This window comes from Trichocoleus sp. FACHB-262 (assembly GCF_014696035.1).
Lineage (GTDB): Bacteria > Cyanobacteriota > Cyanobacteriia > FACHB-46 > FACHB-46 > Trichocoleus.
Map to the genome: position 1 here is coordinate 1 of NZ_JACJPK010000049.1, position 22,039 is coordinate 22,039.

General features: G+C 48.2%; 23 protein-coding genes. 10 read left to right on the plus strand and 13 right to left on the minus strand.

Going from position 1 to position 22,039, the window contains the following annotated elements; all coding sequences use genetic code 11:
- Positions 1-3,251 (plus strand): PAS domain-containing protein (locus H6F68_RS10300; protein WP_206755514.1); only part of this gene is annotated, 3,251 nt, incomplete at its 5' end.
- A 198-nt stretch (positions 3,252-3,449) separates the two neighbouring features.
- Here the strand turns inward: H6F68_RS10300 and H6F68_RS10305 are convergent.
- The 5 genes from H6F68_RS10305 to H6F68_RS10325 form a co-directional block, all read right to left on the minus strand.
- Positions 3,450-3,935: an ester cyclase gene (locus tag H6F68_RS10305; RefSeq protein WP_190558721.1), complete on the minus strand. Its 486-nt coding sequence runs from the start codon at positions 3,933-3,935 to the stop codon at positions 3,450-3,452.
- A 222-nt stretch (positions 3,936-4,157) separates the two neighbouring features.
- Positions 4,158-4,481, minus strand: a complete 324-nt coding sequence (locus tag H6F68_RS10310) for an isochorismate lyase (protein WP_190558724.1) — start codon at positions 4,479-4,481, stop codon at positions 4,158-4,160.
- An 82-nt stretch (positions 4,482-4,563) separates the two neighbouring features.
- Entirely contained in the window at positions 4,564-5,088 is a 525-nt protein-coding gene (locus H6F68_RS10315) for a GNAT family N-acetyltransferase (protein WP_190558726.1), read from the minus strand.
- Positions 5,089-5,224: 136 nt separating this feature from the next.
- On the minus strand, positions 5,225-6,100 hold the full coding sequence (locus H6F68_RS10320; protein WP_190558728.1) for a DUF4037 domain-containing protein: 876 nt from the start codon (positions 6,098-6,100) through the stop codon (positions 5,225-5,227).
- Positions 6,101-6,226: 126 nt separating this feature from the next.
- Positions 6,227-6,778, minus strand: a complete 552-nt coding sequence (locus H6F68_RS10325) for a GNAT family N-acetyltransferase (RefSeq protein ID WP_206755515.1) — start codon at positions 6,776-6,778, stop codon at positions 6,227-6,229.
- Positions 6,779-7,425: 647 nt separating this feature from the next.
- Between H6F68_RS10325 and H6F68_RS10330 the strand changes: the two genes are divergently transcribed.
- Positions 7,426-7,713: a hypothetical protein gene (locus H6F68_RS10330; RefSeq protein WP_190558732.1), complete on the plus strand. Its 288-nt coding sequence runs from the start codon at positions 7,426-7,428 to the stop codon at positions 7,711-7,713.
- Between the two features lie 56 nt (positions 7,714-7,769).
- On the opposite strand, the gene H6F68_RS10335 is transcribed toward H6F68_RS10330, so the two are convergent.
- Complete coding sequence (locus H6F68_RS10335; protein ID WP_190558734.1) at positions 7,770-8,444, minus strand: carbonic anhydrase; 675 nt, start codon at positions 8,442-8,444, stop codon at positions 7,770-7,772.
- Positions 8,445-8,977: 533 nt separating this feature from the next.
- On the minus strand, positions 8,978-9,127 hold the full coding sequence (locus tag H6F68_RS10340) for a hypothetical protein (RefSeq protein WP_190558736.1): 150 nt from the start codon (positions 9,125-9,127) through the stop codon (positions 8,978-8,980).
- 86 nt (positions 9,128-9,213) lie between these two features.
- On the opposite strand from H6F68_RS10340, the gene H6F68_RS10345 reads away from it, so the two are divergent.
- The 3 genes from H6F68_RS10345 to H6F68_RS10355 all read left to right on the plus strand — a co-directional run bounded on the left by H6F68_RS10345 (position 9,214) and on the right by H6F68_RS10355 (position 12,472).
- Positions 9,214-10,074, plus strand: a complete 861-nt coding sequence (locus H6F68_RS10345; protein ID WP_190558738.1) for a hypothetical protein — start codon at positions 9,214-9,216, stop codon at positions 10,072-10,074.
- Positions 10,075-10,105: 31 nt separating this feature from the next.
- Positions 10,106-10,330, plus strand: coding sequence for a hypothetical protein (locus H6F68_RS29780; protein WP_399313550.1), 225 nt, complete (start codon positions 10,106-10,108; stop codon positions 10,328-10,330).
- A gap of 255 nt (positions 10,331-10,585) precedes the next feature.
- Positions 10,586-12,472: an ATP-dependent endonuclease gene (locus tag H6F68_RS10355; RefSeq protein WP_190558740.1), complete on the plus strand. Its 1,887-nt coding sequence runs from the start codon at positions 10,586-10,588 to the stop codon at positions 12,470-12,472.
- A 91-nt stretch (positions 12,473-12,563) separates the two neighbouring features.
- On the opposite strand, the gene H6F68_RS10360 is transcribed toward H6F68_RS10355, so the two are convergent.
- From H6F68_RS10360 to H6F68_RS10375, 4 genes are all read right to left on the minus strand, one after another.
- Positions 12,564-13,610, minus strand: a complete 1,047-nt coding sequence (locus tag H6F68_RS10360) for a hypothetical protein (protein WP_190558742.1) — start codon at positions 13,608-13,610, stop codon at positions 12,564-12,566.
- Positions 13,607-13,912, minus strand: coding sequence for a hypothetical protein (locus tag H6F68_RS10365; protein ID WP_190558744.1), 306 nt, complete (start codon positions 13,910-13,912; stop codon positions 13,607-13,609). The genes H6F68_RS10360 and H6F68_RS10365 overlap by 4 nt, the downstream gene beginning before the upstream one ends.
- A 227-nt stretch (positions 13,913-14,139) precedes the next feature.
- Positions 14,140-14,265, minus strand: coding sequence for a hypothetical protein (locus H6F68_RS29335; RefSeq protein WP_277876045.1), 126 nt, complete (start codon positions 14,263-14,265; stop codon positions 14,140-14,142).
- A 115-nt stretch (positions 14,266-14,380) separates the two neighbouring features.
- Positions 14,381-14,599: a helix-turn-helix transcriptional regulator gene (locus tag H6F68_RS10375; protein WP_242065443.1), complete on the minus strand. Its 219-nt coding sequence runs from the start codon at positions 14,597-14,599 to the stop codon at positions 14,381-14,383.
- A 138-nt stretch (positions 14,600-14,737) separates the two neighbouring features.
- On the opposite strand from H6F68_RS10375, the gene H6F68_RS10380 reads away from it, so the two are divergent.
- Positions 14,738-16,081, plus strand: coding sequence for a hypothetical protein (locus tag H6F68_RS10380; protein ID WP_190558750.1), 1,344 nt, complete (start codon positions 14,738-14,740; stop codon positions 16,079-16,081).
- A 403-nt stretch (positions 16,082-16,484) separates the two neighbouring features.
- A complete protein-coding gene (locus H6F68_RS10385) occupies positions 16,485-17,237 on the plus strand; it encodes a hypothetical protein (protein WP_190558752.1) in 753 nt (250 codons plus the stop codon).
- A gap of 52 nt (positions 17,238-17,289) precedes the next feature.
- On the opposite strand, the gene H6F68_RS10390 is transcribed toward H6F68_RS10385, so the two are convergent.
- The gene (locus tag H6F68_RS10390; protein WP_190558754.1) at positions 17,290-17,496 is read right to left on the minus strand and encodes a hypothetical protein; all 207 of its coding nucleotides are present in this window, start codon (positions 17,494-17,496) and stop codon (positions 17,290-17,292) included.
- 841 nt (positions 17,497-18,337) lie between these two features.
- On the opposite strand from H6F68_RS10390, the gene H6F68_RS10395 reads away from it, so the two are divergent.
- The 3 genes from H6F68_RS10395 to H6F68_RS10405 are packed head-to-tail and all read left to right on the plus strand — an operon-like array spanning position 18,338 to position 20,954.
- Positions 18,338-19,129 (plus strand): ParA family protein, encoded by a 792-nt coding sequence (locus H6F68_RS10395; RefSeq protein ID WP_199300024.1) that lies wholly within the window; start codon positions 18,338-18,340, stop codon positions 19,127-19,129.
- Positions 19,129-20,229 carry a ParB/RepB/Spo0J family partition protein gene (locus H6F68_RS10400; protein WP_190558756.1) on the plus strand — a complete coding sequence of 367 codons (1,101 nt, stop codon included), beginning with the start codon at positions 19,129-19,131 and terminating at the stop codon, positions 20,227-20,229. Before H6F68_RS10395 ends, H6F68_RS10400 begins: the two co-directional genes overlap by 1 nt.
- A 41-nt stretch (positions 20,230-20,270) precedes the next feature.
- The gene (locus H6F68_RS10405) at positions 20,271-20,954 is read left to right on the plus strand and encodes a hypothetical protein (protein WP_190558759.1); all 684 of its coding nucleotides are present in this window, start codon (positions 20,271-20,273) and stop codon (positions 20,952-20,954) included.
- Between the two features lie 340 nt (positions 20,955-21,294).
- Here the strand turns inward: H6F68_RS10405 and H6F68_RS10410 are convergent, their stop codons facing one another.
- Positions 21,295-21,501, minus strand: a complete 207-nt coding sequence (locus H6F68_RS10410; RefSeq protein ID WP_190558763.1) for a hypothetical protein — start codon at positions 21,499-21,501, stop codon at positions 21,295-21,297.
- Positions 21,502-22,039: the final 538 nt, after the last annotated feature.

Below are 22,039 nucleotides of genomic sequence, written 5' to 3' on the forward strand. Positions count from 1 at the left end.
GGTGGCGGCTGCACCTGGACACAAACCTAGTTGAAGTGGATGAGCGCATGCGTCAAATCTGGGGTGAACCCAATGGTGCTGTCTTGATCCCGCTTCCTGCCGTGATAGAGCGGATACATCCAGACGATCGCGACCGGGTGGCCCAAGCTGTCAGTGCGGCGATCGACCCTCAATCATCTGGCAGTTACGAGACTGAGTACCGAATTATCTGGAGCGATGGCACCGAACGATGGGTGCTGGCAAAAGGCCAAGCCCAGTTTGAAGGTGAGGGAGAGTCTAGGCGAACCATTGCTTTTTTTGGCACGGGTCTGGATATTACTGAGCGCAAACAGACAGAAGCGGCACTGGCGGCACAGGAACAGCGTTATCGCTATGTTTTTGAAGCTGTGAGTGTGGCGATCTGGGAGGAAGACTTTTCTGAAGTTAAAGCTGCGATAGACCAATTGAAAGCGGTGGGTATCCAGGATTTTCGGCAGTACTTTATTGAACATCCTGAATTCGTGCAACAGATGGCTGAACTCGTCCGAGTTCAAGATGTGAATCAAGCCGCAGTGCAAATGTTTGGCGCGCCAAACAAGACAGAGTTGCTATCTTCCTTAACCCAAATCTTTGTACCTGAAACGACAGCAGCTTTTATCGGTGAGCTACTGGCGATCGCGCATGAAGAACGCTCGTTTGCCGCAGAAACCGTATTGCAAACTTTGCAGGGCGATCGCCTTGACGTTTGTTTTACCATCACCTTCCCACCGGAGTCAGACCAGTATGACCATGTACTGGTTTCACTGCTCGATATCACGCAGCGCAAACGCAGCGAGTTGGAGCAGGAACGCAGTGAAGCTATTCTCAACGCATTTCTCGCCGCTTCCCCAATTGCACTGACCCTATTTGACCCTGATCTGCGCTATCTCTACGCCAACGAAGCCTTAACTCAGATTAATGGATTGCCACTTCATGAGCACTTAGGGCGACTCCTCCAGGATGTTGTGCCCGACATGGCTCCCCAGTTTGCTCCGATGCTGCGACGCATTATGGAGACCCAAGAACCTGTTCTCAACCTGGAGTATAGCGGTGAGGTACGACCGGGTGTTCATCGTCATACCATCGCTAATCACTTCCCGGTTTGTTTGCCCAGTGGTGAGGTGTTAGGAGTGGGGGTCACCATTACTGACATCTCCGAATTGCATCGAGTGGAAGCCGAACTGCGCCAGAGTGAAGAACGGCTGTCCTTAGCTCTGAGTGCAGCCAATCAAGGACTTTACGATCTCAATGTCCAAACAGGGGACGCCATCGTTTCACCTGAATATGCCCGAATGTTGGGCTATGAACCGGAGGAGTTTCAGGAAACAAATGCTCAGTGGCGCGATCGCATGCATCCAGATGATGTGGCAACCGTGTATCGAGTCTATGAGGAGTATATCGCTGGACATCGCAACGAGTACCGAGTGGAGTTTAGACAACGCACCAAAGCAGGTGGGTGGATCTGGATTCTCTCGGTTGGCAAAGTTGTAACTTGGGATCAAGACGGTAAGCCCCTCCGCATGTTGGGGACACATACCGATATCAGCGATCGCAAACAGGCAGAGCAAGCCTTACAACAACACAGCCAACGACTTTACCTGCTCTATGAGACCAGCCGTGACTTGCTTGCGGCAAAACAGCCAATGGACCTCATGCATCAGCTGTTTAGCCGTCTCTCGGTGCAAATGGATTTGCATTACTACTATCACTTTGAAGTCAGTGAGCAGGACGGTAGACAACGTTTGCAGCTGATAAGTTATAGTGGGCTCTCTGAAGCCCAGGCACAAGCATTTGAGTCAATCGATCTAGGGCAAGCTATGTGCGGGTTGGTGGCTCAGGAACGCCAGCAAATCGTGCTTAATCGTGCAGAAATTGCCTCCCATCCCAATGCTCGAATCCTCAGCTCAATGGGGGTAACAGCTTATGCAGGTCAGCCACTAATGGTGCAGGGACGGCTACTAGGGACCCTTTCATTTGCGAGTCTGACCCGAACTCAATTCACGATTGAAGAGGCAGACCTCCTGCAAGTGATTTCGGAACAGGTGGCGATCGCCCTTGAGCGAGCTGAATTAGTTGCATCACTGGAGCAGCAAGCCGAGGAGCTCAGACAAGCCAACCGGGTGAAAGATGAATTTCTAGCAGTGTTATCCCATGAGTTGCGATCGCCGCTTAACCCCATCTTGGGTTGGACAAAACTTCTGCAAACAGGCAGGTTTGATGCTCAGAAAACGAAACAAGCCTTAGAGATTATTGAGCGCAATGTGAGACAGCAAACGCAGTTGATTGACGACCTACTCGATATTTCCAAGATTTTACGCGGCAAGCTGGTCTTAAATGAAGCGCCTGTTGATTTAGCATGCACAATTGAGTCCGCATTAGAAACAATGCGATTGGCAGGGGAAGCAAAAAGTATTCAGACCCAAATCAATTTAGACTCATCCATTCCACCCGTACTAGGGGATGCAGGCCGTTTACAGCAGGTTGTTTTGAATCTGCTCACCAACGCCATTAAGTTCACTCCTAATGGCGGCCAGGTAAAGGTGCAATTGGAGCGAGTGGGGGATGAGGCTCAAATTCAGGTCAAGGATACTGGAAAAGGGATTACTCCGGACTTTTTACCCTACGTGTTTGAGTCTTTCCGTCAAGAAGATGGGAGAACCACACGCAAGTTTGGAGGACTGGGCTTGGGACTAGCAATTGTTCGCCAACTGACCGAACTACATGGGGGAACGGTTCGAGCCGAAAGCCCAGGCGAAGGCGCTGGAGCCACCTTTACTATCCGTTTACCCCTTATGAAAACTCCAGCTTTGAGCTTTGCAGATGAAACCTCAGCTAATCTGGCTTCTAGCGAAGCGAGCATTCTGCAAGGGATTCGCATCCTTGTAGTAGACGATGAAGCCGATATGAGAGATTTGCTTGTCGCTATCCTCGAACCAACGGGGGCGATCGTCCAGGTGGCAACCTCAGCATCCGAAGCCCTAGCTGTGTTTGCTCACTTCCAGCCCATGCTTTTAGTCAGTGATATTGGCATGCCAGAAACAGATGGCTATGAATTGATGCAGCAGGTGAAAAGCCGATTCGGTGAGCTTCCCGCGATCGCGCTGACGGCCTATGCAATGGAACAGGACCAACAGAAAGCCTTTAACGCCGGATTTCAGCGCCATATCGCTAAACCGATCGATCCAGCCGTCCTAGTCAAGGCGATCGCAGCCCTGATCAGTGAGGCGAGATAAGCAGCTTTCAAAGTAGGAATTAGGACCAGCGGGCGCATTTGAACAGAAAGTTACGGTTTTGAATGAGGAAAATGTCATGTCAAATAGCCCAATAGACCTGAAAGGGATTTGCAGTTCATCAAGTCCTTTCGCATATTACAACCTGGATTCGCTGGTGTTCCCTTGATGGTCGGGTGCATTGAGGTTGTGCTGCTGCTGTCAACTACGTTCGGCTTGCTTAAACAGGTTAGATACAGCTCCCTTGAGGATATATGGCAATAGTTTCGGACCTGGTAAGAAAACGACCCCCAACTGCTGCATCAATCCGAAGGCATCGCCTTGCCCCCAATGCTCTACGATTTTTCCATTCTCCACTCGATCAATATGCATGATACACAAGCTAATCTGCTTACCTGTAGGCGAAAGCCCCTGAAACTCTCCAACATGCGTTGCGGTGAATTTTCCACAAGTGACCACTTTATCTTCGGAGACGATGACCTCATCAAAGATGTGCGTCCCCTGCTGAAAGGCTAAATAAAATGACATCCCAAACCGTTTAAATCCTTCCCCGTCTAATGGCTCAGGTATACCCGCCAAGTGAGCCACAAAATTTGGAGCCAAAAGCTCTAAGGCTTGCTCCATTTTGCGATCGTCAAAGGCTTTGTAGAACTGGAGAACGAGGGCTTTGTTTTGCTCAATCAGCATACAGAACTTCGTTTTGGCTAGGTTGTAACGCGGCAACTAAGAGAACTTGACCCAACTTTCTAGCTAACTTCCAAACACTGCCCCAACCATTATCCTCAAAGCACATTGACTTTATGGAAAGACCAATAACTCTTCGACTACGCTCACAACCCGAAACTTAAACAGTAGAACGGCTACGGTCAGCGGCTATCAACACTTCTGCAATACTACAAGCGGTCTGGATCAGTCCGCTGCACCAGAATGGTATTGAATTCTGGATTGTTTCCAGTGCTTCATCTCTTCATCAATGAAGTGATTAACCAGATCCTGATATATTTTTTCAATTGCATCAGCGTTTAATCCTTGTTCCTCTGCCCAAACTCGACGTTGCTGTAACATTGCTTGCAAGCGTTCAGGTGCTCTAACGCTAGTTTCACTCGTCTTAAATTTAGAGGCAGCTTTGGCGTAAGCGAAGCGCTGGCCAAGTAGTGCAAGAACTTGACGGTCTAACCGATCGATTTCGGTTCGAATGTCCGTCATGCTTTCACATTGTTCGGGGGATTTCATGGGCTTGCCAAGCACAACTGATGGGACTGGCTTTCGATTCTAACCTAACCAAGTTTGATGACAGTAGTCTCCTGATTCTCCTTTATCTAGGCAGACGGACAAAGCAGCAATCTCCTACATCGTAGGAAGAAAGTTTCGGGCGCTGATTTGCGTCCACTTTTTTGTACCCAAGACGTTTCAAGAGCCGAATGCTCCGCTGATTCAGTGGATGTACAGCGGCCCACCATTCGGTTCCGGGTGCAACAGCAGCCAGGTAATCGTGCCACCAGAGCATCGCCTCGAATGCCAATCCCTTGCCCCACCAAGCTTCACCTAACAAATAGGCGACCTCACCCCATTCTCCGTATCCTGTCGCCTCCAGCCGACCAATCACTGGAGAGGGAGGAATTTTCAACCGGATTGCCATGTTGAACCATTGCTCAGTCGGCGTTGCCAAAACCACAGGACCGTGAGAGCGGGCAGCGTACTCTGTCCTCAACTCCTCTATAGTTGGTGGATTTCCCTTTGGATCGATAAAGGCAAGGACGGCGGGTGTGGTCAGAATAGAAAAGAGTTCGTCGGCATGGGCGTCAGTGAGTGGCTCAAAATGTAGGTTCTTACTTTGCATTAGAGGTATCCTTCTGCTCTTAGGAAAGTCGCCTAACGTTCCCGTTCACCGGACGCAGATAATCTTTGTATTTCACCAATCACTTGACTTTGTTCTGGTGCATTGGGAGGGTTAGCCTGTTTTGATGGACGTTAAGTTAACCATTCACAGGCAACTTCCACCTTGGATAAAGCTGACTGAACGTTTCACGCTGCTGCTTGAGGTCAACTTCTGGTAAACATTGCTCTACAAGGTCGAACGTTTCGTCTACGAGTTGTCGTAACTCATGGGTTCCGCTGGCAGCATCCGATTGAAAAACGCGCTCCAACCGAGCAAAAAACTTAGGCGGTTTGATGCTCATTTCGTCCACAAAGTAACGAGTCCACTTGCAACCAGGATGATACATGCGGTTTAGCCCGAACAAGATGTTGAGAAGCCATCGTACAATGGCGCAATTATTTTCGTACAGCATCGGAATCTCAAGGCGTTCGGTCGAGATGTGTTGACCATCAAACGGGCAGAATTTTAGATGCTTTTGAACCATCGCAACCGCAAGTTCTTCAGGATAAGGAGAAAGCTGAGCTTGCCATTGTTTAATCCTGTCTGCACCGTGAAGCACTACTGCGCGTTGCAGATGCGATGCGATCGCTTGCTTCTCAAACAACAGCCCATTTTGGGACACATCGTACCGCTCAACCACATCAATCACAATGTTATCCATCGTATGTTGCGCCCAATGACCCGCTTCAACTTTCATGCCGTATAGGTAGAACTGCTCCAACCATGCCTGCTTTGCTTCTCCATACGGCTCAATTTCCCATCCTTTGACACCAACATTTTGCGCTGTGGCTTGTAATTCTTCGACAGACGGCAATTGTGACCAGATGAATCCCAATTCAAGATCAGAATACTGGTCTGCAATCCCTAACGCTGCCGAGCCAAATACAAAACACGCTGCAACTTTAGGATGAGCTGTGAAAGCAGGAGCGATTTTGTGAGCTAATGAAATTCGCCAGGCACTGTGCTCAGTCATGTTGAGGAGTATAAGTTCTTCTGCTGAAACAATGTAGCGGACAGCAGGCTAACGACCAAGTTGAGCCGTGGTAAGTAACCTTGAATTCCGTACAAAGAGCTTGACTCCATCCCCTCTAACATAGGGTTAGCCTGCTTTGTGCAATAACCAATTCTCTCTTCTCAACTCGAATGTTTGCTCAATACACAATTCACCCTTGAACTCCACCTCATCTGATTGCACTAAATTCATTCCCAAGCGCCTCAGCAAATTAATAGACGGTTCATTTCGCATATCAGTTATTCCGACGATCTGGTTGATGTATCCAAGTTCAAATATTGAACAAACCAGAGCTTGAACAGCTTCTTGTGCATATCCTTTACCTTGCTCTTCACGAGCCAAAGTAAAACCAATTTCTACGATTGCCGGATTCTCAGTGTAAATCTGCATTCCAATGTCACCCAGGAGCAAGTTGGATTGCTTGTGGGCGATCGCAATTTGAAACCATTCACCTGGTATCCCCATCGCTGCTATTTGCATTTCCTCAATGAAGGATTGCGCTTCACGATAAGGTAACATCGACCAACTTTGGAATCGAGCGACTTGAGAATCTTGGCGGTAGGAAAAAAACGTATCTAGATCAAGATCTGTAAACCGACGCAGAACCAGCCGTTCAGTTGATTGGGGAAGAAAATTCACTGGAAACAATACAACTTTGCTCCACTATTGTTGTTTGGCTGAATGCTTTACTCAAGAACTGCTGGCCAACGTTCCCAATCACCCACCGCAGATAACCTCGAACTCTTAATTGGGCCGAACTCATTCGGGCTATCTAGCCTAGAGCACTACAGTTTTAGATTTGCTAGCATAGCTATGCAGTCAGGGATACAAGCATTTTTGTGACTCTTTTGCATCAAGCTTAGATTGTTGATGAATATTGCCATTTGGGGGCATTCTCGGCAATGGGTTCTAAAAGCCAATGACACGTCCTCGCCAGCTAAAAATCAGGGCATGGGATCGTGAGAAGCTTTAACTTATAAAATTTTCAACCTTAACGGCCAAAGTTTTTCCGTTTCTAAAACTAAGCCTTCGATCACAAATAGTCTCCCACTCTCGCTGGAGATACTTAAAGCAATGTAAATTGTTGTGATTAAATCAAATCAATTTAGCTAAACTGTACATCAGCAGCATGAAAAGAATTTACCCTCTTCCCAGAATTATCGAAGAGGAGTGTTCATTTCTTTGTTCTCCTTCATCTTCATTTTATCAACTTCTTCTATAACAACCAATCCTGTATTCTTTAGCCGTAGCTCACCAGCGCAGAAACGTTATATTGAACAGATTAATTGAAGATTAATTGGAGTATGTTGCGGCGTTTCTTTTCTAGTTCGAGCTTAATAGTTATTGGTATTGTACTGATAGCGATCGCCTTTATCAGCATCTCATTTCTTCCTTCGCAAGTCGAAAGTAGCCTCAGCACATTCTTTGGGCAACTTGGTAGCGGTGGTATCGATGTGACAACTGGCAACATCTATAGACGAATTGCTGCCGATCGCTTTCTCCTTCAAAGCGCCTACCTTTTTCTCACAGGCATTGTTTTGCTGATAGCAGGATTATTCAACCTTAGGCGTTAACAGACGCATTTCTATCGCCTGAATGCCCATCTAAGGAAACGACAGGGTTTCCCTGATTACTCTGAAATAGTTGTAATCAATGGGTCGGGTACCGGGAAGGAGCGCTGCCTCAGCAGCGTAAACTGCCCTAATCCCGCATCATAAGCGAATACCTGACCGGTCTCGATTTCGTACATCCAAGCATGCAGATTCAGCTGCCTGCTATGCAACTTGGAGCGAATGACAGGATACGTTTCTAAATTCTCGATCTGCGTCAACACATTCTGCTCGATCGCAATCTTGAGCAACCGCTCGGGCTGCAGGTGCGCATAGTTATCTAGCACTAAGCGCCGCGTCGCTTCTCCATGGCGCTTCAACCAGTCGTAGACCAGTGGCATCTGCTCACTCAGATTGCCGATTTGCAGCAACCCCTTCATGGCCCCACAGTGGGAATGCCCACACACAATGATGTCCCGCACCCCGACTCCCGCGACCGCATACTCTACCCCAGCGGCTTCAGCACTACTAGCAGCTCCATAAGACGGAATGATATTACCGACATTGCGCATCACGAAGAGTTCACCGGGCTGAGACTGCGTGATTAAGCAGGGGTCAATCCGGGAATCGGAACAAGTAATGAAGAGAACTTCGGGTGCCTGCCCGTTCGAGAGTCGTTCAAACAGGGCTCGATTTGTGGTGAAGTAGTCGCTGTGAAAGGCATTGAGTCCCTGGATCAGACCGGTCACTGACATAAATCATTCCTACTGCTGGCAAGGCTAGTGAGTGTGCTCGCATGGCATCCTCCAAGCGGATGTAGTTCTATCCTTCCCTGACTACACACGAACCGTAACATTATCCGTATTTCCGTAAAGAAATGCTAACAAATGGCTTGACAGGGGGACACGAGCACACGAATAAGCAAAGCAGTTATGAGAATGAGCGATCGCGATAGAAATCTTCACCACAGACCCCTATATCATTTAAGAGCTCACTGACTGCTTCGACAAAGGGTCTGAGGTTGAGCTTAGTAGAGCAGCATAAAATTAGCGCCATCAGCAGCTGTCAAGCTTCCTTCTTGAGGCGGCTAGCAGCTATAAGCCGTCAACAGCGGACACTCATCGCTAAGTACAGGGAAGGCAATGGTCAGCGCACTAGCGAGCTGCATTGGTGGTTTCCTCGTCTAGCAGAGGCAATAACTCCAATTCTTGTTCGCTAATCCCCAAAGCCAAGGCAAGCCTGAGTAATTCCGTCTCAGTGGGCTTCTGGCTGCCGTCTCGGATAGCAGCTAACCTCTTCGGGTTAGCTTCGTGCTTTGTAGCTGATCCCAGTTGCAAGTGATGGCATGAGCCATGGAGCGGTACCGAGGGCGATCGCTCGTTGTACCGTTGCTGCCTGACGCACTTGACTTGCTGTCTAAAGGCAAGTAGTCAGCCATGCCAAATCTTTGCTGATGTAGCCGTGAGGCAAACGAAGGCGCGGTATCGTAAAGGGGAAATCAACGTTGCACTCAAGGAGATATTCATGGCAGAAACCGTGATCTATCTCACTATTAGACTGAAGCATTACAACGATGAACAGCGAGTGTTAAAAGCGCTCGATCGCTTTACGCAAGAAGACCAGACCTTGCGCGTCAGGGCTCATCGAGACCCTGATGCAATACTGATTGCAGGGATGAGCGAACAACATTTGGAAATCTACATCGAGCGGCTGAAGCGGGAGTACAACACGGAGCTGAATTTTGGTTCCCCTGCTGTAGATTACCGTGCAACGATCTACCAAGGGGCCACGTTTGACTATCAGATGAAGAAAGGCAATCAATATGGTCGGGTCATGGGTCGAATTGAGCCATGTGGAAAACCATTTGTGTTTGAGAATCAAGTTGCCAACAGCACAATTCCGGCGCAGCTCATCGCCGCTTGTGAGGTGGGGTTCCTCAAGGCTGCCGAAACAGGATTTCTAGTCGGTTATCCGGTGACTGGGGTTAGAGTCCTGCTAGAAGGCGTTTTGCACGACCCAGCTAACTCTTCGAAAATGTTATTCCAAATTTTGGCGCAGCAAGCGTTTCAGGAAGCACTTTGGCAGGCAAAACCGATTGTTCTAGAACCGATCATGCTCGTGGAAGTGAAGACACCCAACCAGTTTTTGGATCAAGCGTATGACGATTTAATGTCTCGCCATGCCTTTGTGAGGGATTTGCAGATCATGGAAGAGTGTTCGGTAATTCGTGCAGAAGTGCAGCTAAAAGAAATGCTTGGCTACTCAAAGGATCTGTCATCGCTCACTTCTGATCAGGCCAGCTTCTTAATGGAGTTCAACCATCACTACCAAGTGTCTTACAACGAACAAACACAGATAATTTTAAGCGCAGTGGCAGATAGATAGTCCGCTCAAAAAGCTGGGGCACACCCCACTCATCAATGGTGGCCTCGGGAACGATGACATCCGAGCAGGGGAAGGCGATGACACCATCAATGCTGGACTGGGTAATGCAGATCGAGCCGATGGCAGCAATGGGAACGACATGTTAATTGTGGACTATTCAGCCACTCTGAGCACAGTAGGTAGCCAAGGTCTTAACCCTTTCAACCTCAAAGTTACTGCAAGCAGATGTCCGAATTCTGGACAACTAGCGGAATGAGCAGCAGATCACTGACTTGGTTTCACTCCCCAATTGGGGAAAAGTGAGGTGCGATCGCTCTGGTGAAATGCAAAAGACGATCGCTCTGGTGACGCAGAACCCAGGCCAAGTTTTGAGAGTCAGAAAATTTCTGATTTTGAGCTGATGCTTGGCAGGTTAGGGCGATCGCCACTTCAGTGCGAAAGAAATTAAATTTACTGATGAGTAATTGTTTTTATTAAAAGTCCAATGTCTTAGGCAACTGTCCGCCTAAGCATGGAGGCATCCGGCCAAGTTATTTCAGGGGGCATCAAGGCTATGTGGCTATTAGACTGTACGAGTATTCGCTTCACAAGCAAAATAGCGTTGATGTATACCTACAAGCTAAATCGGATTGTATTTAACAATAACCAAGAAATTCAACCTGGAAGCCTTACCGTTATTATTGGTCCAAATAATGCTGGGAAGAGCCGAGCCTTAAAGGATATTGCCCAAAGAACTACAAGAAATGAACCTATGCCAAGTGTTGTTGTCAACGATGTTGAATGGACAACTCCAGCAAACTTCGAAGAGCTACGTGAAGCCTACGGTTTAGAACGTTATCAAAGTTCATCCAACAGCTGGCTGTTTCGTGCGCTTGACCCTGAACTCTCTGAAGAGCGACAAGTTCAAGCAAGCTTTTGGACTCAAGAGGATTCGATATCTTACGTTCTTGCAAACAAACCTATGTTTGCCGAACATCTTGGAATGGCTTTGATTGCATTCATCACCACTGAAAATCGTCTTCGATTGGTAAAAGATTCTCCTAGTTCAGAGCATGAAAGGCAGGAATCAAATCTGTTGCAAGTCTTATTTAATGCAGGATCTACTTTAGAGAATGACATACAGAAATTGATAAAGCGTGCTTTTCACCAAGAAGTTAAGCTGGACTTTACCCTGCTCCAACGGCTATGTCTTCGAGTTGGAGATGATTTCAGTTCAATTCCTCCAGATCCAAGAGACGCTAGAGGGCTGCTACAGCAGTGTGAGAAGCTGGATGATCAAGGGGACGGAATCAGAAGTTTCGTAGGAATTGCAACTGCATTACTAGCAACTAAACGCAATGTCTTTCTAATTGATGAACCAGAGGCTTTTCTACATCCGCCTCAAGCATTCCGCATAGGCGAGTTCATTGCAGAGCAAGCAAACAGCAAACGTCAAATAATTGTAGCTACGCACAGTACTGACTTTCTACGCGGTCTTTTAAGTAAGACAACTGATGTTACTATTCTTCGGCTCGATCGCAGAGATACAAATAACTATTTCAAGATACTTGATCCAAGCCGTCTACGAGAATTGGTAAATGATCCTCTGTTGAGTTCAGCTCGTGTTCTAGATGGACTGTTTTACTCCGGTGTAGTTGTGGTAGAAGCCGATAGTGATGGGCGTTTCTATCAAGCAGCCTGTGCAAAGCGAAAAAATAATCTCGATTTGTATTTCGTCAATGCAGATAACAAGCAAACTGTCCCAAAAATTACTACGCTATATCGCAGTATGGGAGTACGTTGTGCAGGAATTGTTGATTTCGATGTATTGAATGACGCAGCAGAATTTAAGAGGCAGTTAGAGTCTCTAGAGTTGGGTGAGACGACTATTGCTCAAATGCTAGCCATCCGTGATGGAATTGCGAGAGCAGCAAAAGAGCTTCCCCCTGATGAGAGATTAGAAGAGGTTGGAAAGCAAATGGAAAAGCTGCTCTTCTCTCTTAATGCAATTCAAGAGAAGGTCTTTGCTTCTGCTGAGGAAGCTAAAACTGAAAAAGAAAAACTATTGAGTCAAATCGGATCTCATGCTGGGCGAATTGCAGCTGCGACGAAAAACTGGAAAGAATTTAAGGAAAAAGGGCGGGCATCCTTACCCGCAGAATTACAATCCAGTTTTGACAATTTATCGAAGACCTGTTCACAGAAAGGACTATTCATTAATCCGTGTGGGGAATTAGAGTCGATGCTGATGCCTCAAGGCATTCCTTACACAGCAGATGACAAACGGGGATGGATTGCAAAGGCGTTGTTATTACTTCCGCATCTTGAGGTTAATGACAGTGAATATCCTTGGAAATTTGTTAAATCGCTCCAAGAGTATCTTATGGATTTAGAGACCAACAATGAGGTTGAGGTCTAACGATATGCCATGCGCCTGAGCACTGAAGATTGATTTACTGGAGATTGGATTCTATGCAGTGAGTGACAAGCAACATTAACTTGTCTAGCTGCTAAGCCAGCATCCGCTGAAGTCGTGCGATCGGAAATGCAGCAGCTAAGAAACCCCAAGGCTCCCACTTGTCATCATTTGTCAGAATATACTGCTCCCCTCCGATCAGTTGGCTAGCAGTCACCAGCCTCAAGCGATGGGCTAAGTCGAACCATTCTTTGAATCCTGGTTCTGCGGCTTTGGCTGCTTTAGGGTGCTCAGTTGCTCCTAGTTTCCAGCACTGACCGATCGCATCCCTCAGCAGTCCGATTGGATTCCTCACCTCATGCCTGTCTCGATACTCGATCGCAGCAGCCAGAGCATCTGTAACCGCCTGGAGAGGCGCGGCTACAACTTCAGCTTTCAAAGGCGAGGTAAGCAGAAATCCCGCTTGTTCAATTTTTTCAAAAATTTCTGCTTGAGCTGCGGCGGAAGATTCGTCCTCTGCAACCTGTTCCACCTTGGACCCAGATGCTTTTAGAACAGGGTGAGACTCGACAGGTGGGGTAGTGCTTGTTGGCTCGGAAACTTCCACTTCATCCACAACAACAGGGAGGGCGGGTGGCTCCTTTGTTGTGGTGTCTCTTGAGGTGTCTAGAGTGGAATCTATTTCTATATCATCACCACTGGTTTTGGAGATGATGACCTCTGAGCTAGGAGATGAACTCCCAGAATCAAGGTCATCATCTCCTAGATTTGTGAAATGAGACGGAGCAAGGGTTTTACCCTGTTTCTGGGCTAAGGCTTGTTCAATGGCCTCTCGGTTGAGCTGGTACTGATAGGCGCGATCGTATTTCGCTTTTGGGTTGTTGCGCCGCTTGAGCAGGTGCAGTTTGTTCGTTAGCTTAGCTAGAGCTTGGTGGATGGTTTCAATGCTGTACTCCTCAAACAGGTGCTCTCGAATTTGTTCTAGGGTCAGCCTCACCCAGTCGTCAAGCTTGTGCTTGGCCTTCCACTGCTGCCAACCTTCGATGATGGCGAGGATTTTAGCGGCGCAGTAGTTGCGCTGGGTGATCTGGACGTATTCTTTGCAGAGCTTGAGGTAAGTCAGGTTAGGAGAGGTGCTCATCTCGGTTGCACCTCCCGCAGCTCTAGGTCTCGCTCCTGTACATCTTCGATCCCAGCGCTCTTGCAACTGTCTGGGTCTACTTCAACTAAGTAGGACCAGCCCACCCACTCCAAGCTGTGAGCAATTTCAGCGGACATGCGAGGGGTCCAGTACTGTAAGCCTCGGATGATACCCCAGTGCACACAGCCGTGGAACCCAGACCATTGCACTACCTGCCCAAACTGATACTGAGGCACAGGCAACTCTGTGGGGAGGGGGAGCACACAGATTTCTGATTTCTGATTCTGATGAAACTTTGGCATTAGACACCCTCCCCGATCGCATCACTGAAGCGGCGATATTCTGCTTGCTGGATGTTGCCAGTTACAAGCCCTGATCCTCGCCAGGCAGAAAAGCAGAGCGACTTGACTCTGCTTAAGATTTCAGTGGCACGGTCATGATTAAGTTGCACTAAGTGGCGCGCGCGCGGATTTAGACTCCACTAACACGGAGTCGGATAGGATATTCATGGCTTCACCTTGGTTAATAGCTAGAGGTGGAGTACAGAGGCGATCGCGAAGTTTCTCAGGCCGAGCGATCGCTTCCAAATCAGAGAATTGGACACAAAGTTTTGATGAGTTGCTGCCACCTCCTTGCGGTTTGAGTAAGTAGTCAAGAAGCGTTGGTCGTTTTGGTGAGCCTACTGGATTAGAAGGTCAATCTCTCCACTATGATGCTCAGCACTCTTTCAGCGTGGTCTAGGCGATCGCTGGAGGTAGATGTTTTGTTCGTCATGCGACAGCTTCATCCCTTAGGACAAACAAATCCCCTACTTCACATTTGAAATAGTCACAAACTTTCTCGACAGTTTCAGGGTCAATACGAGCAGTCAAGGGACGCCCATTGTAAAGCTTGTTGACTGTGGTGAGTGATACGCCCAAGTCTTTGGCAAGTTGCCGTTGTGATAGCTGCTTGCCTATTTGGGCAAGTTCAACATTTTTTCGAGCCATTAGAACAGACAGCTGACAGTACATCCTCTTCATGCCCCCATTTTGGGGGTTGCATCACAACAGGACTTGGAAGGTTAGGAGTAGAAGGAGAGGAGGCTAGCAAAGTATGGTGATGGTGAATCGCTAGCGGAGCGGCCAATGATTCCCCTCATCGGTGTCCCTGCCACCATTGCCCAAGGGATGAGTGCTTACCGAGACGTGTTCTGTCGGGAAGCCGGATTCGAGCATGTCAGTCGCTATATCAGTGGACTGTTGCTGAGCGAGAACAAGACCCTGGAAGGCATTCATGCTCAACAGGTTTATCCAGAGGGAAAAGCTGTCGGTCGGCGAGCGATGCACGAGGCGGTGTTTGAGGCTCAGTGGGATAGTGAGGCTCTGATGCAGCAGCATCGGCGGCAAGTCGGTCTGCGGCACCAAGGATGTGGGAGAGAAATCATCAGTCTGGACTGGACCCTATCGCATCATGAAGATGGCGAGCACATCTATGGGGTCAAGCGCGCCTACGATTATGTCAACCACTGCATGAGCCGCTACCAAACGGTCGTCACGGGTGTGATTGCTAATGGCCAGCAGCTTGATGGAATTGCGGTTGAGGTGCAGTTGCCCGATTTTAGTGAAGCAGAGAGAGGCTACCTGCGCATGACGGCTCAACCGAGTTACGAGCAGATGGAACAAGTTAAGCAACGCTTGGTGGAGTTGTTGCACTATCACAAGAACCGATTGGCCTATCGCAAACGCACCGAGATGGTCGTGGACCTGGTGCAGCAAATCGAGGCGGAGGGACAATTTCCCCAAGCGGATTATGCCTTTGACAATGGAGTGTTAACCCTGGAATTGACGCAGCTGATTGAGGCATCCGGCAAGCATTGGGTCAGCGAGATTGAATGCTCTCGACTCGTTCTCTGGAACGGGCAATGGCAGCGGGTCGATGCGGTTGCTACCGAACTGCGCCAAGAGCACCCAGAGAGTTTTCGCTCTCTCCAGGTGCGCGGTCGCAACGGCGAAGTTAAGTCCTTCTGCACCTTCACAAAAACGGTTCGACTCAAGCGCTACGGGCGTAAACGCCTCGTTGTCGTGCATCAGCAACCCGACCTCAGCGACGCTCCGCGCTTTTTGCTCAGTGATGCCCTGCATTGGGAAAGCGCACGGGTGATTCAGACTTGGAGCTACCGCTGGGCTTGCGAGATCTTTCATGAGTTTTGCAAACAAGTAGCAGGCTTTGAGGCGGCTCAGGTACGCAATCAGGAAGCGGTCAAACGCCACTTCCGTTTAAGTTGTGTAGCGCAGTCGCTACTCCAGCAGGCAACTTGTCAGGGCAAGAAATCGGAGAGATTTGCGTTTGCCAAGGACAAGCAAACAGTGGGACAGCGGCTCTACAGTCTGACTCGGGAGGCCTACCGGCAACTGCTGCATCTGGTTGAGGGGTTGTTTGCTCAGGGGCGATCGTGTGAGCAAATCCTGGAAGTGATTATGCCTGCTTAGAACTCCGCCCTCTTTGAGCCTAACCTTCCAAGTCCTGATCGTTATCAGTTGAGGTAAGCATTGCATGCCAAAATTGAGGAAAAGTGGGAGGGGCGATCGCTCAGGGGCAGTATAAGGCCCAGGCCAAGCTTTAAGACTCAGAGAGCTTCTAATTTTGAGCTGTTTGCTTGATAAGGCGATCACTCAACAATTCAATCCGCGATCGCTGCTTGAGTTTCTAATAGCGGCTTTACAACCCGTACTACCTGTCAAGATATCCGGAACTGTTCCACCTAGCTACCTAAAAAAGCTTAATGTAGGGCAAAATGCCATTGGATAGCTTAGGCACGGTATACAGAGAGATTCTACTTATCCATCTAATTTTAGAGGATACGATGCAACAAGGATTATGGAAGTATTCTAGATGAAGCCTGAAGTTATTACTGCAATAATTGCAGCAATTGTTGCGGTTGCTAGTGCAGTCATCAGTATTTACGGCCAAACTCGCATTGCCCGATTAACTGACCAATTGGCGAAGCAGCGTGAAGCCAAATCGCGTGAAGCTCAAACGGCTGCTGTAATGTCTAGGTATCGAGATCCTTTATTACGCTCAGCTATTGATCTCCAAAGCCGTTTATATAACATCCATCAGAACGGATTTTTGGAGCGTTTCTTTCAGCGATCGCCATCTGCACAAAGTTACGCGATTAATAACACTCTATATGTTGTAGCGGAGTATCTGGGATGGGTGGAAATTCTACGCCGAGAAATTCAGTTTTTAGACTTGGGTGATCTAGAGCTGAATCGTCGCTTGAGTGAATTACTAGTCAATATTAATCAAGGATTTGCATACTACAAGGGCGGAGCCATTTTCCAGCTCCATAACGGCGAACAGCGAGCGATTGGGGAAATCATGACAGTCCCTCGTTCCAGTAGTGAAGCGATTGGCTATGATTGCATTGGTTACGCGACGTTTGTGAAAAAGATGAGCGAGCCAGAGTTTGCAGGTTGGTTCGCAATGCTGAGAGATGATATTGAGACGATGGGAAAAGCGTCCAAGATTGATGCTGAGAGACTGGTATTAATTCACAGTAAGCTCATCGATTTAATTGATTTCCTTGACCCTCATCACGTCAGAGTGCCGCCAAAGTACCGAACTAGAATTGAACAAAAATAAGCACCTTGCTTGTCATCGTGTTCGCGTTCCAAGCCCACGTTAGCTAGCCCAACTATTCAGCTAGTATCTCGCTGAGTCGGGCGATCGTGAAAGCAGAAACCAAGAAACCCCAGAGTTCCCGCTTATTTTCGTTAATCAGCACGTACTGCTCCATTCCCATCATTGGGCTTGCAGTGACCAGCTTGAGACGATGAGCTAAGTCAAACCATTCCTTGCACCCCGGTCTTGCTGCTTTAGCTGCTTTCGGGGGCTCATTCACTCTTAGTTGCCACCACTGGGCGATCGCATCCCGAGGCAGGTCAATCAGATTCTCCAGTTCATGCTTGTCTTGAGTTTAAAACTTACCTAAACCAGCAAGTTCGCTCCATTGCGCCTGCCAAAATCGACAGCCTTTCAGTAGATGGCTACACCTACCTCTCGGTAATGGATGAAGCTCGCCCAACTATCGAACCCACGCGCCCCATCATCTAACTCAAAGAGTTGGACTCGTTCGATACCCCCTTCGCATGAGTTGCGAAGCACGCAGACCCCATACCATTGGTATACATTTGCAAGCACGAGTGCTTAATGTCCTCGCAGTAGCCTTTGCAAAGTTCATAGTGGTCCATGCATAGTTGTCCACAAGGGACACAGATGTAACTCTGTTCACCTTTTTTCTTGCCGTTTCTACGGATGTTTAGTGGATTGGCATTACAAACATTGCATCGAACACAACCTCAATTCATAGCTCTATTCTGCAACGTCCGTAGCGATAGTACCAACAAGTGCTCAGTAACCTGATTCTGGGCAAGAAGGTGTCACCACTTAAATAGGTCAGAAGTAGATATTGGAGAGCAAGAGCTTGCCTCCCTTAATATCAAGTTATTTTTGTGATCCTACCTGTCAGATTTTCTTTCCCACACCCGTGTGGGAAAGATGGAAGGAATCTTTGAAATACATGTGTGGGAAAAGTGAAAATCTTGATCTAAAGATTGTGTCTTCGAGTAGGATTGAGAACATTCACCCGCCAATTCTGAAGATGGCAGTAATCACTTCAATTTTTAATCAAGCCGGAGGCGTAGCAAAATCTACGCTGACGTTGAATCTAGGACAGACATATCCTGTCCCAAGCAGGTCAAAGAGTTCTATTAGTCGATTTTGATCCTCAGGGCAGTCTCACAATTTTCTTAGGTTTTGAGCCTTGGGACCTATCTGTGACTGTGTATGACACGTTGATGGGAAACCACAGCTCTCGGGAATCCCTGATCTCAGTACTTGAGCAAGCCATTGTCTCTGCACATAACATGGATCTCCTGCCTGCCAACCGACGTTTAGGAAAGGCGGAACTTGAACTTTTTACAGCTTTAAACCGGGAGCGGAAGCTAGCGGCCATGCTAGACCCACTACGCGATCGCTACGACTGGATTCTGATTGACTGCCCCCCAAGCTTAGGCTTGCTAAGCGTGTCTGCACTCACCGCTTCCAATGGCGTGCTGGTTCCAGTCGAAACGGAGTATAAGTCTTGGATAGGGACTGATCTGCTCCTAGAAACGATCGCCTTAGTCAGACGGGAAATTAACCCGGATTTAAGTATTTTTGGATTTATTCCGACCAAACACGCTAAAACGAAAAGTCAACACCAGCGGGTGTTGAAAGCAATGCAAGAACAGCTTGCAACAGTCGGCACTGTATTTGACCCCATCCCTAATGCAACCGCTTTTGCAGATGCTTCTGAAGCAGGGCAACCCTTGAGGATTTACGACCGCCGCCATGCGGCATTACAGTCGCTTCAAGCATTAGCAGATTCTCTGCTCTCTACCCACACGCGTGTGGGTAAGCCAGTTGAACCAATGCCTACAGGTAAGAAAAAGACCTCGCCTCGTAACTCCAGTAAAGCAAAAGTGAAGTCGTGATGGTTAAAGCTTCAAAATCTGAACGCCCCTATCGGGAGCTGCGATCGCTGGGCGGACTATCTTCGCTCTATGATGTTGCACCTGCTTCCACATCTGCTCCAGCGTTAACATCGAACGAATGTCTGGTTCCACTCAGCCAAATCCAGCGCAGTCCTAAGAATCCGCGTAAATCTTTCAATAGCACCAAGATGGCTCAGCTCACTGCATCGGTGCAGAGATATGGTGTGCTCGAACCTGTACTGCTAAAGCCGCTTCAACCTGTACAAGAACCAGTACATTACGAGCTGGTATTTGGTGAGCGGCGTTATCTGGCAGCAGAAGCAGCCGGACTGAATGAAATTCGCGCTCGCATCTTGACCCCTGAGGAAGTGCAGCAGTGGAAAGAGGTTGATATCGCTCAGATTCGACTGGTTGAGAATTTGAATCGAGAAGACCTCAATGCGGTGGAGGAAACTCATGCGATCGTAGAGCTGCTGGCCCTACAGCTGCAAATTCCAGCGCCAGAAGTTCCTCGCCTACTGTATCGACTTCATCAACAGCACCGCAAACGCAAAAATGAGGAGAGTGCTTCTTCCCACACGGGTGTGGGAACGGTGCCGCTCGGATCACTCAACGAGCAGCTTTCTCAATGGATGAATAACAGTGACGATGCTGTCACGTTTGAGCGAATTTTATGGGAAGTTGAGTATGCCTTTGAAGGGCTAGGACGCTTTAGCTGGCAGTCTTTTGTTCAACATCGCTTACCACTGCTAAATCTGCCTCCAGATGTCCAAAATGCAATTCGGACAGGTCAGATACCTTACAGTGCTGGCAAAGCTTTGGCTCGAATCACAGATGAGCATCAGCGTCAGTCAATCCTTGAACAGGCAATCGCAGAAAGTTGGACTCGCGAACAAATTGCAGAGGCTGTCCGGTCGCTGCTGACGCCACAATTACCTGTCTCTCCATTCAATCTAGATCCAGCCATTCAATTTCAGGCAACGCTTCGCACCACTGTCAGCAAACTCAAAAAAGCAAAGCTCTCTGCCCAGAAATATGTAGAAGCAGAGAAATTACTCCAGCAACTCTTAGCGATCGCAGAGTCTGATAGCAATGCTTAGCAGCACAACCGAGGTTTTAGAAGTCATGAGTGTCGGGTGCCGTGCCTCAATTCTCTTTTCCTGAAAAACTCTCTGGTGCCTTGACCATTGCCCGTAAGCGGGTGACACAGACAGTTCAGTTACTCAATCGCATTCCGCTTGAGGAGTGCTATGAAGGAAGCCCAGATGGACGCAACTTGCCTCGGGTCCCTGGACTCTATGCCTTTAAACACCAAGACGGACGAATTCTTTATGTCGGCAGAAGCAACAACATTCGCAACCGCTTTCGAGACGGGCATAGTGTATTTGTAGAGCTGTTTTTCGCAGGCTACATCTCTACTGATGTGCGAATTGCCATCGTGCCTCTCTCTGGGGATTATCTGCCATACTTAGAAGTAATTGAAGCGATGGTGATTTTCACGCTGACCCCTGAGTTTAACAAGAAGCAGTATTCGCTTACGGAGATTGCGACAATGGTTGCAGTACGTTCCTTCACAATCCCCAACGACATCCAATTGACAGATTTGCTGCCGCCGACTGCTCAAGGGGCGATCGCAGATTATGCCAACGCGAACCAGCTTCAGCCGAATCAGGTAATCGAATTAGCTCTAGCGCAGTTTTTTGACTATGACGCTGTGACACTAGAAGGCTACGAACACCTGCAAAGCTTTGCTCAACTGAAGAATCAGATTTCTAAGCTGCAAGCAGAACTAGAAGGGCTCAAGCGAGAGAAGTCTAAAGATTGATAGTCTTGGTTTCTGAGAGCATCTAGCTAGTAGCACAACGATTATGACTTACTAATTCAAACGGGCTTATGAGAGATTGTTCGTCTTCGCTCTGGTCACGTGCCTTTCATCCTAATACTTACCCTGACAGGTATAGCGCGGAGCTTCCCGGCTAGCAGCTAAAGCTGCGACAGCAAAGCAATTCTTCAGGGTCTAGTGATTGAATTCTTTGGCTGCCCAAGTTAGACTCGCCTGGCAAAGCACGTCATGACAAACAGGCGATAGAACAGGTTCTAGAGCTATGGGACCGTTTGTCGATAGACGTCGCACTACTCTCCCTCACTTCCACAGATCTAGAACCCTATCCTTTAGCGGGAGGTTTAGGAGCGCGATCGCTTTCCACCTTCTCTAATCCATCTAGAAGCAGCCGCCTCAGCTTTTGTGCTAAAGATAGCTCAGTCCACAGCGGATTATCCGAGTACGCCTCGTCAATTCGCTCTCTAAGTCCTTCAATGTCTACTGTTACTCGATCTGCCACAATACTGGTTAGCTTAAATCTGTTACCCACAGCTTAGCCTACTGGTTGTACCTCAACTTTAGGTTCATTAATGTGATGCAGTTTGCATTGAATTACTGTATGCTGTATTCATAAGAACAGTCATGGCCTCTCGGCTCAGCTTCTAGCTAGAGGTATCCCGATAACGCTAGCTCTGGGGCCAAGGCAATGAAGCTAGCTGCACTCAAACCACAGACCTACAAAGTACGGAAATGTCTTAGCCTCCTCAATAGGGCAGTTGTACAACCCTGGAACTTCGAAGCTGGAATGAAGCCACAGTTTACCAACTTGAGCAAAAGTAGGCTTGGATAAAGGCCTCACCAGGTTCACAGCCCGCAGTTGCTACGATGCTGGCTTCGATGCCTATAGCCTCATTCTCTACAACTTCAACTTCACACTCAAGCATTGAGAGATGAGTACCGCCACCTCATCGTTGAGGAGTTTCTCGCTATCCTAAGGACGCTGGAGCACATCAACCTCGGCTTAAAGCAACTGTTCTTTTTCACCTTCACTTCATAAGAAGGGGAGGATGGCTGAGTCACGTCAGTCT

What these genes read in the sequence shown, in the direction of transcription:
- H6F68_RS10305 (WP_190558721.1), bottom strand. Translation starts at nt 3,935, where the DNA reads ATGCTGATTGAGCAAAACAAAGCCCTCGTTCTCCAGTTCTACAAAGCC.
- H6F68_RS10310 (WP_190558724.1), bottom strand. Translation starts at nt 4,481, where the DNA reads ATGAAATCCCCCGAACAATGTGAAAGCATGACGGACATTCGAACCGAA.
- H6F68_RS10315 (WP_190558726.1), bottom strand. Translation starts at nt 5,088, where the DNA reads ATGCAAAGTAAGAACCTACATTTTGAGCCACTCACTGACGCCCATGCC.
- H6F68_RS10320 (WP_190558728.1), bottom strand. Translation starts at nt 6,100, where the DNA reads ATGACTGAGCACAGTGCCTGGCGAATTTCATTAGCTCACAAAATCGCT.
- H6F68_RS10335 (WP_190558734.1), bottom strand. Translation starts at nt 8,444, where the DNA reads ATGTCAGTGACCGGTCTGATCCAGGGACTCAATGCCTTTCACAGCGAC.
- H6F68_RS10340 (WP_190558736.1), bottom strand. Translation starts at nt 9,127, where the DNA reads ATGGCTGACTACTTGCCTTTAGACAGCAAGTCAAGTGCGTCAGGCAGC.
- H6F68_RS10345 (WP_190558738.1), top strand. Translation starts at nt 9,214, where the DNA reads ATGGCAGAAACCGTGATCTATCTCACTATTAGACTGAAGCATTACAAC.
- H6F68_RS10355 (WP_190558740.1), top strand. Translation starts at nt 10,586, where the DNA reads ATGGAGGCATCCGGCCAAGTTATTTCAGGGGGCATCAAGGCTATGTGG.
- H6F68_RS10360 (WP_190558742.1), bottom strand. Translation starts at nt 13,610, where the DNA reads ATGAGCACCTCTCCTAACCTGACTTACCTCAAGCTCTGCAAAGAATAC.
- H6F68_RS10365 (WP_190558744.1), bottom strand. Translation starts at nt 13,912, where the DNA reads ATGCCAAAGTTTCATCAGAATCAGAAATCAGAAATCTGTGTGCTCCCC.
- H6F68_RS10375 (WP_242065443.1), bottom strand. Translation starts at nt 14,599, where the DNA reads ATGGCTCGAAAAAATGTTGAACTTGCCCAAATAGGCAAGCAGCTATCA.
- H6F68_RS10380 (WP_190558750.1), top strand. Translation starts at nt 14,738, where the DNA reads ATGATTCCCCTCATCGGTGTCCCTGCCACCATTGCCCAAGGGATGAGT.
- H6F68_RS10385 (WP_190558752.1), top strand. Translation starts at nt 16,485, where the DNA reads ATGAAGCCTGAAGTTATTACTGCAATAATTGCAGCAATTGTTGCGGTT.
- H6F68_RS10400 (WP_190558756.1), top strand. Translation starts at nt 19,129, where the DNA reads ATGGTTAAAGCTTCAAAATCTGAACGCCCCTATCGGGAGCTGCGATCG.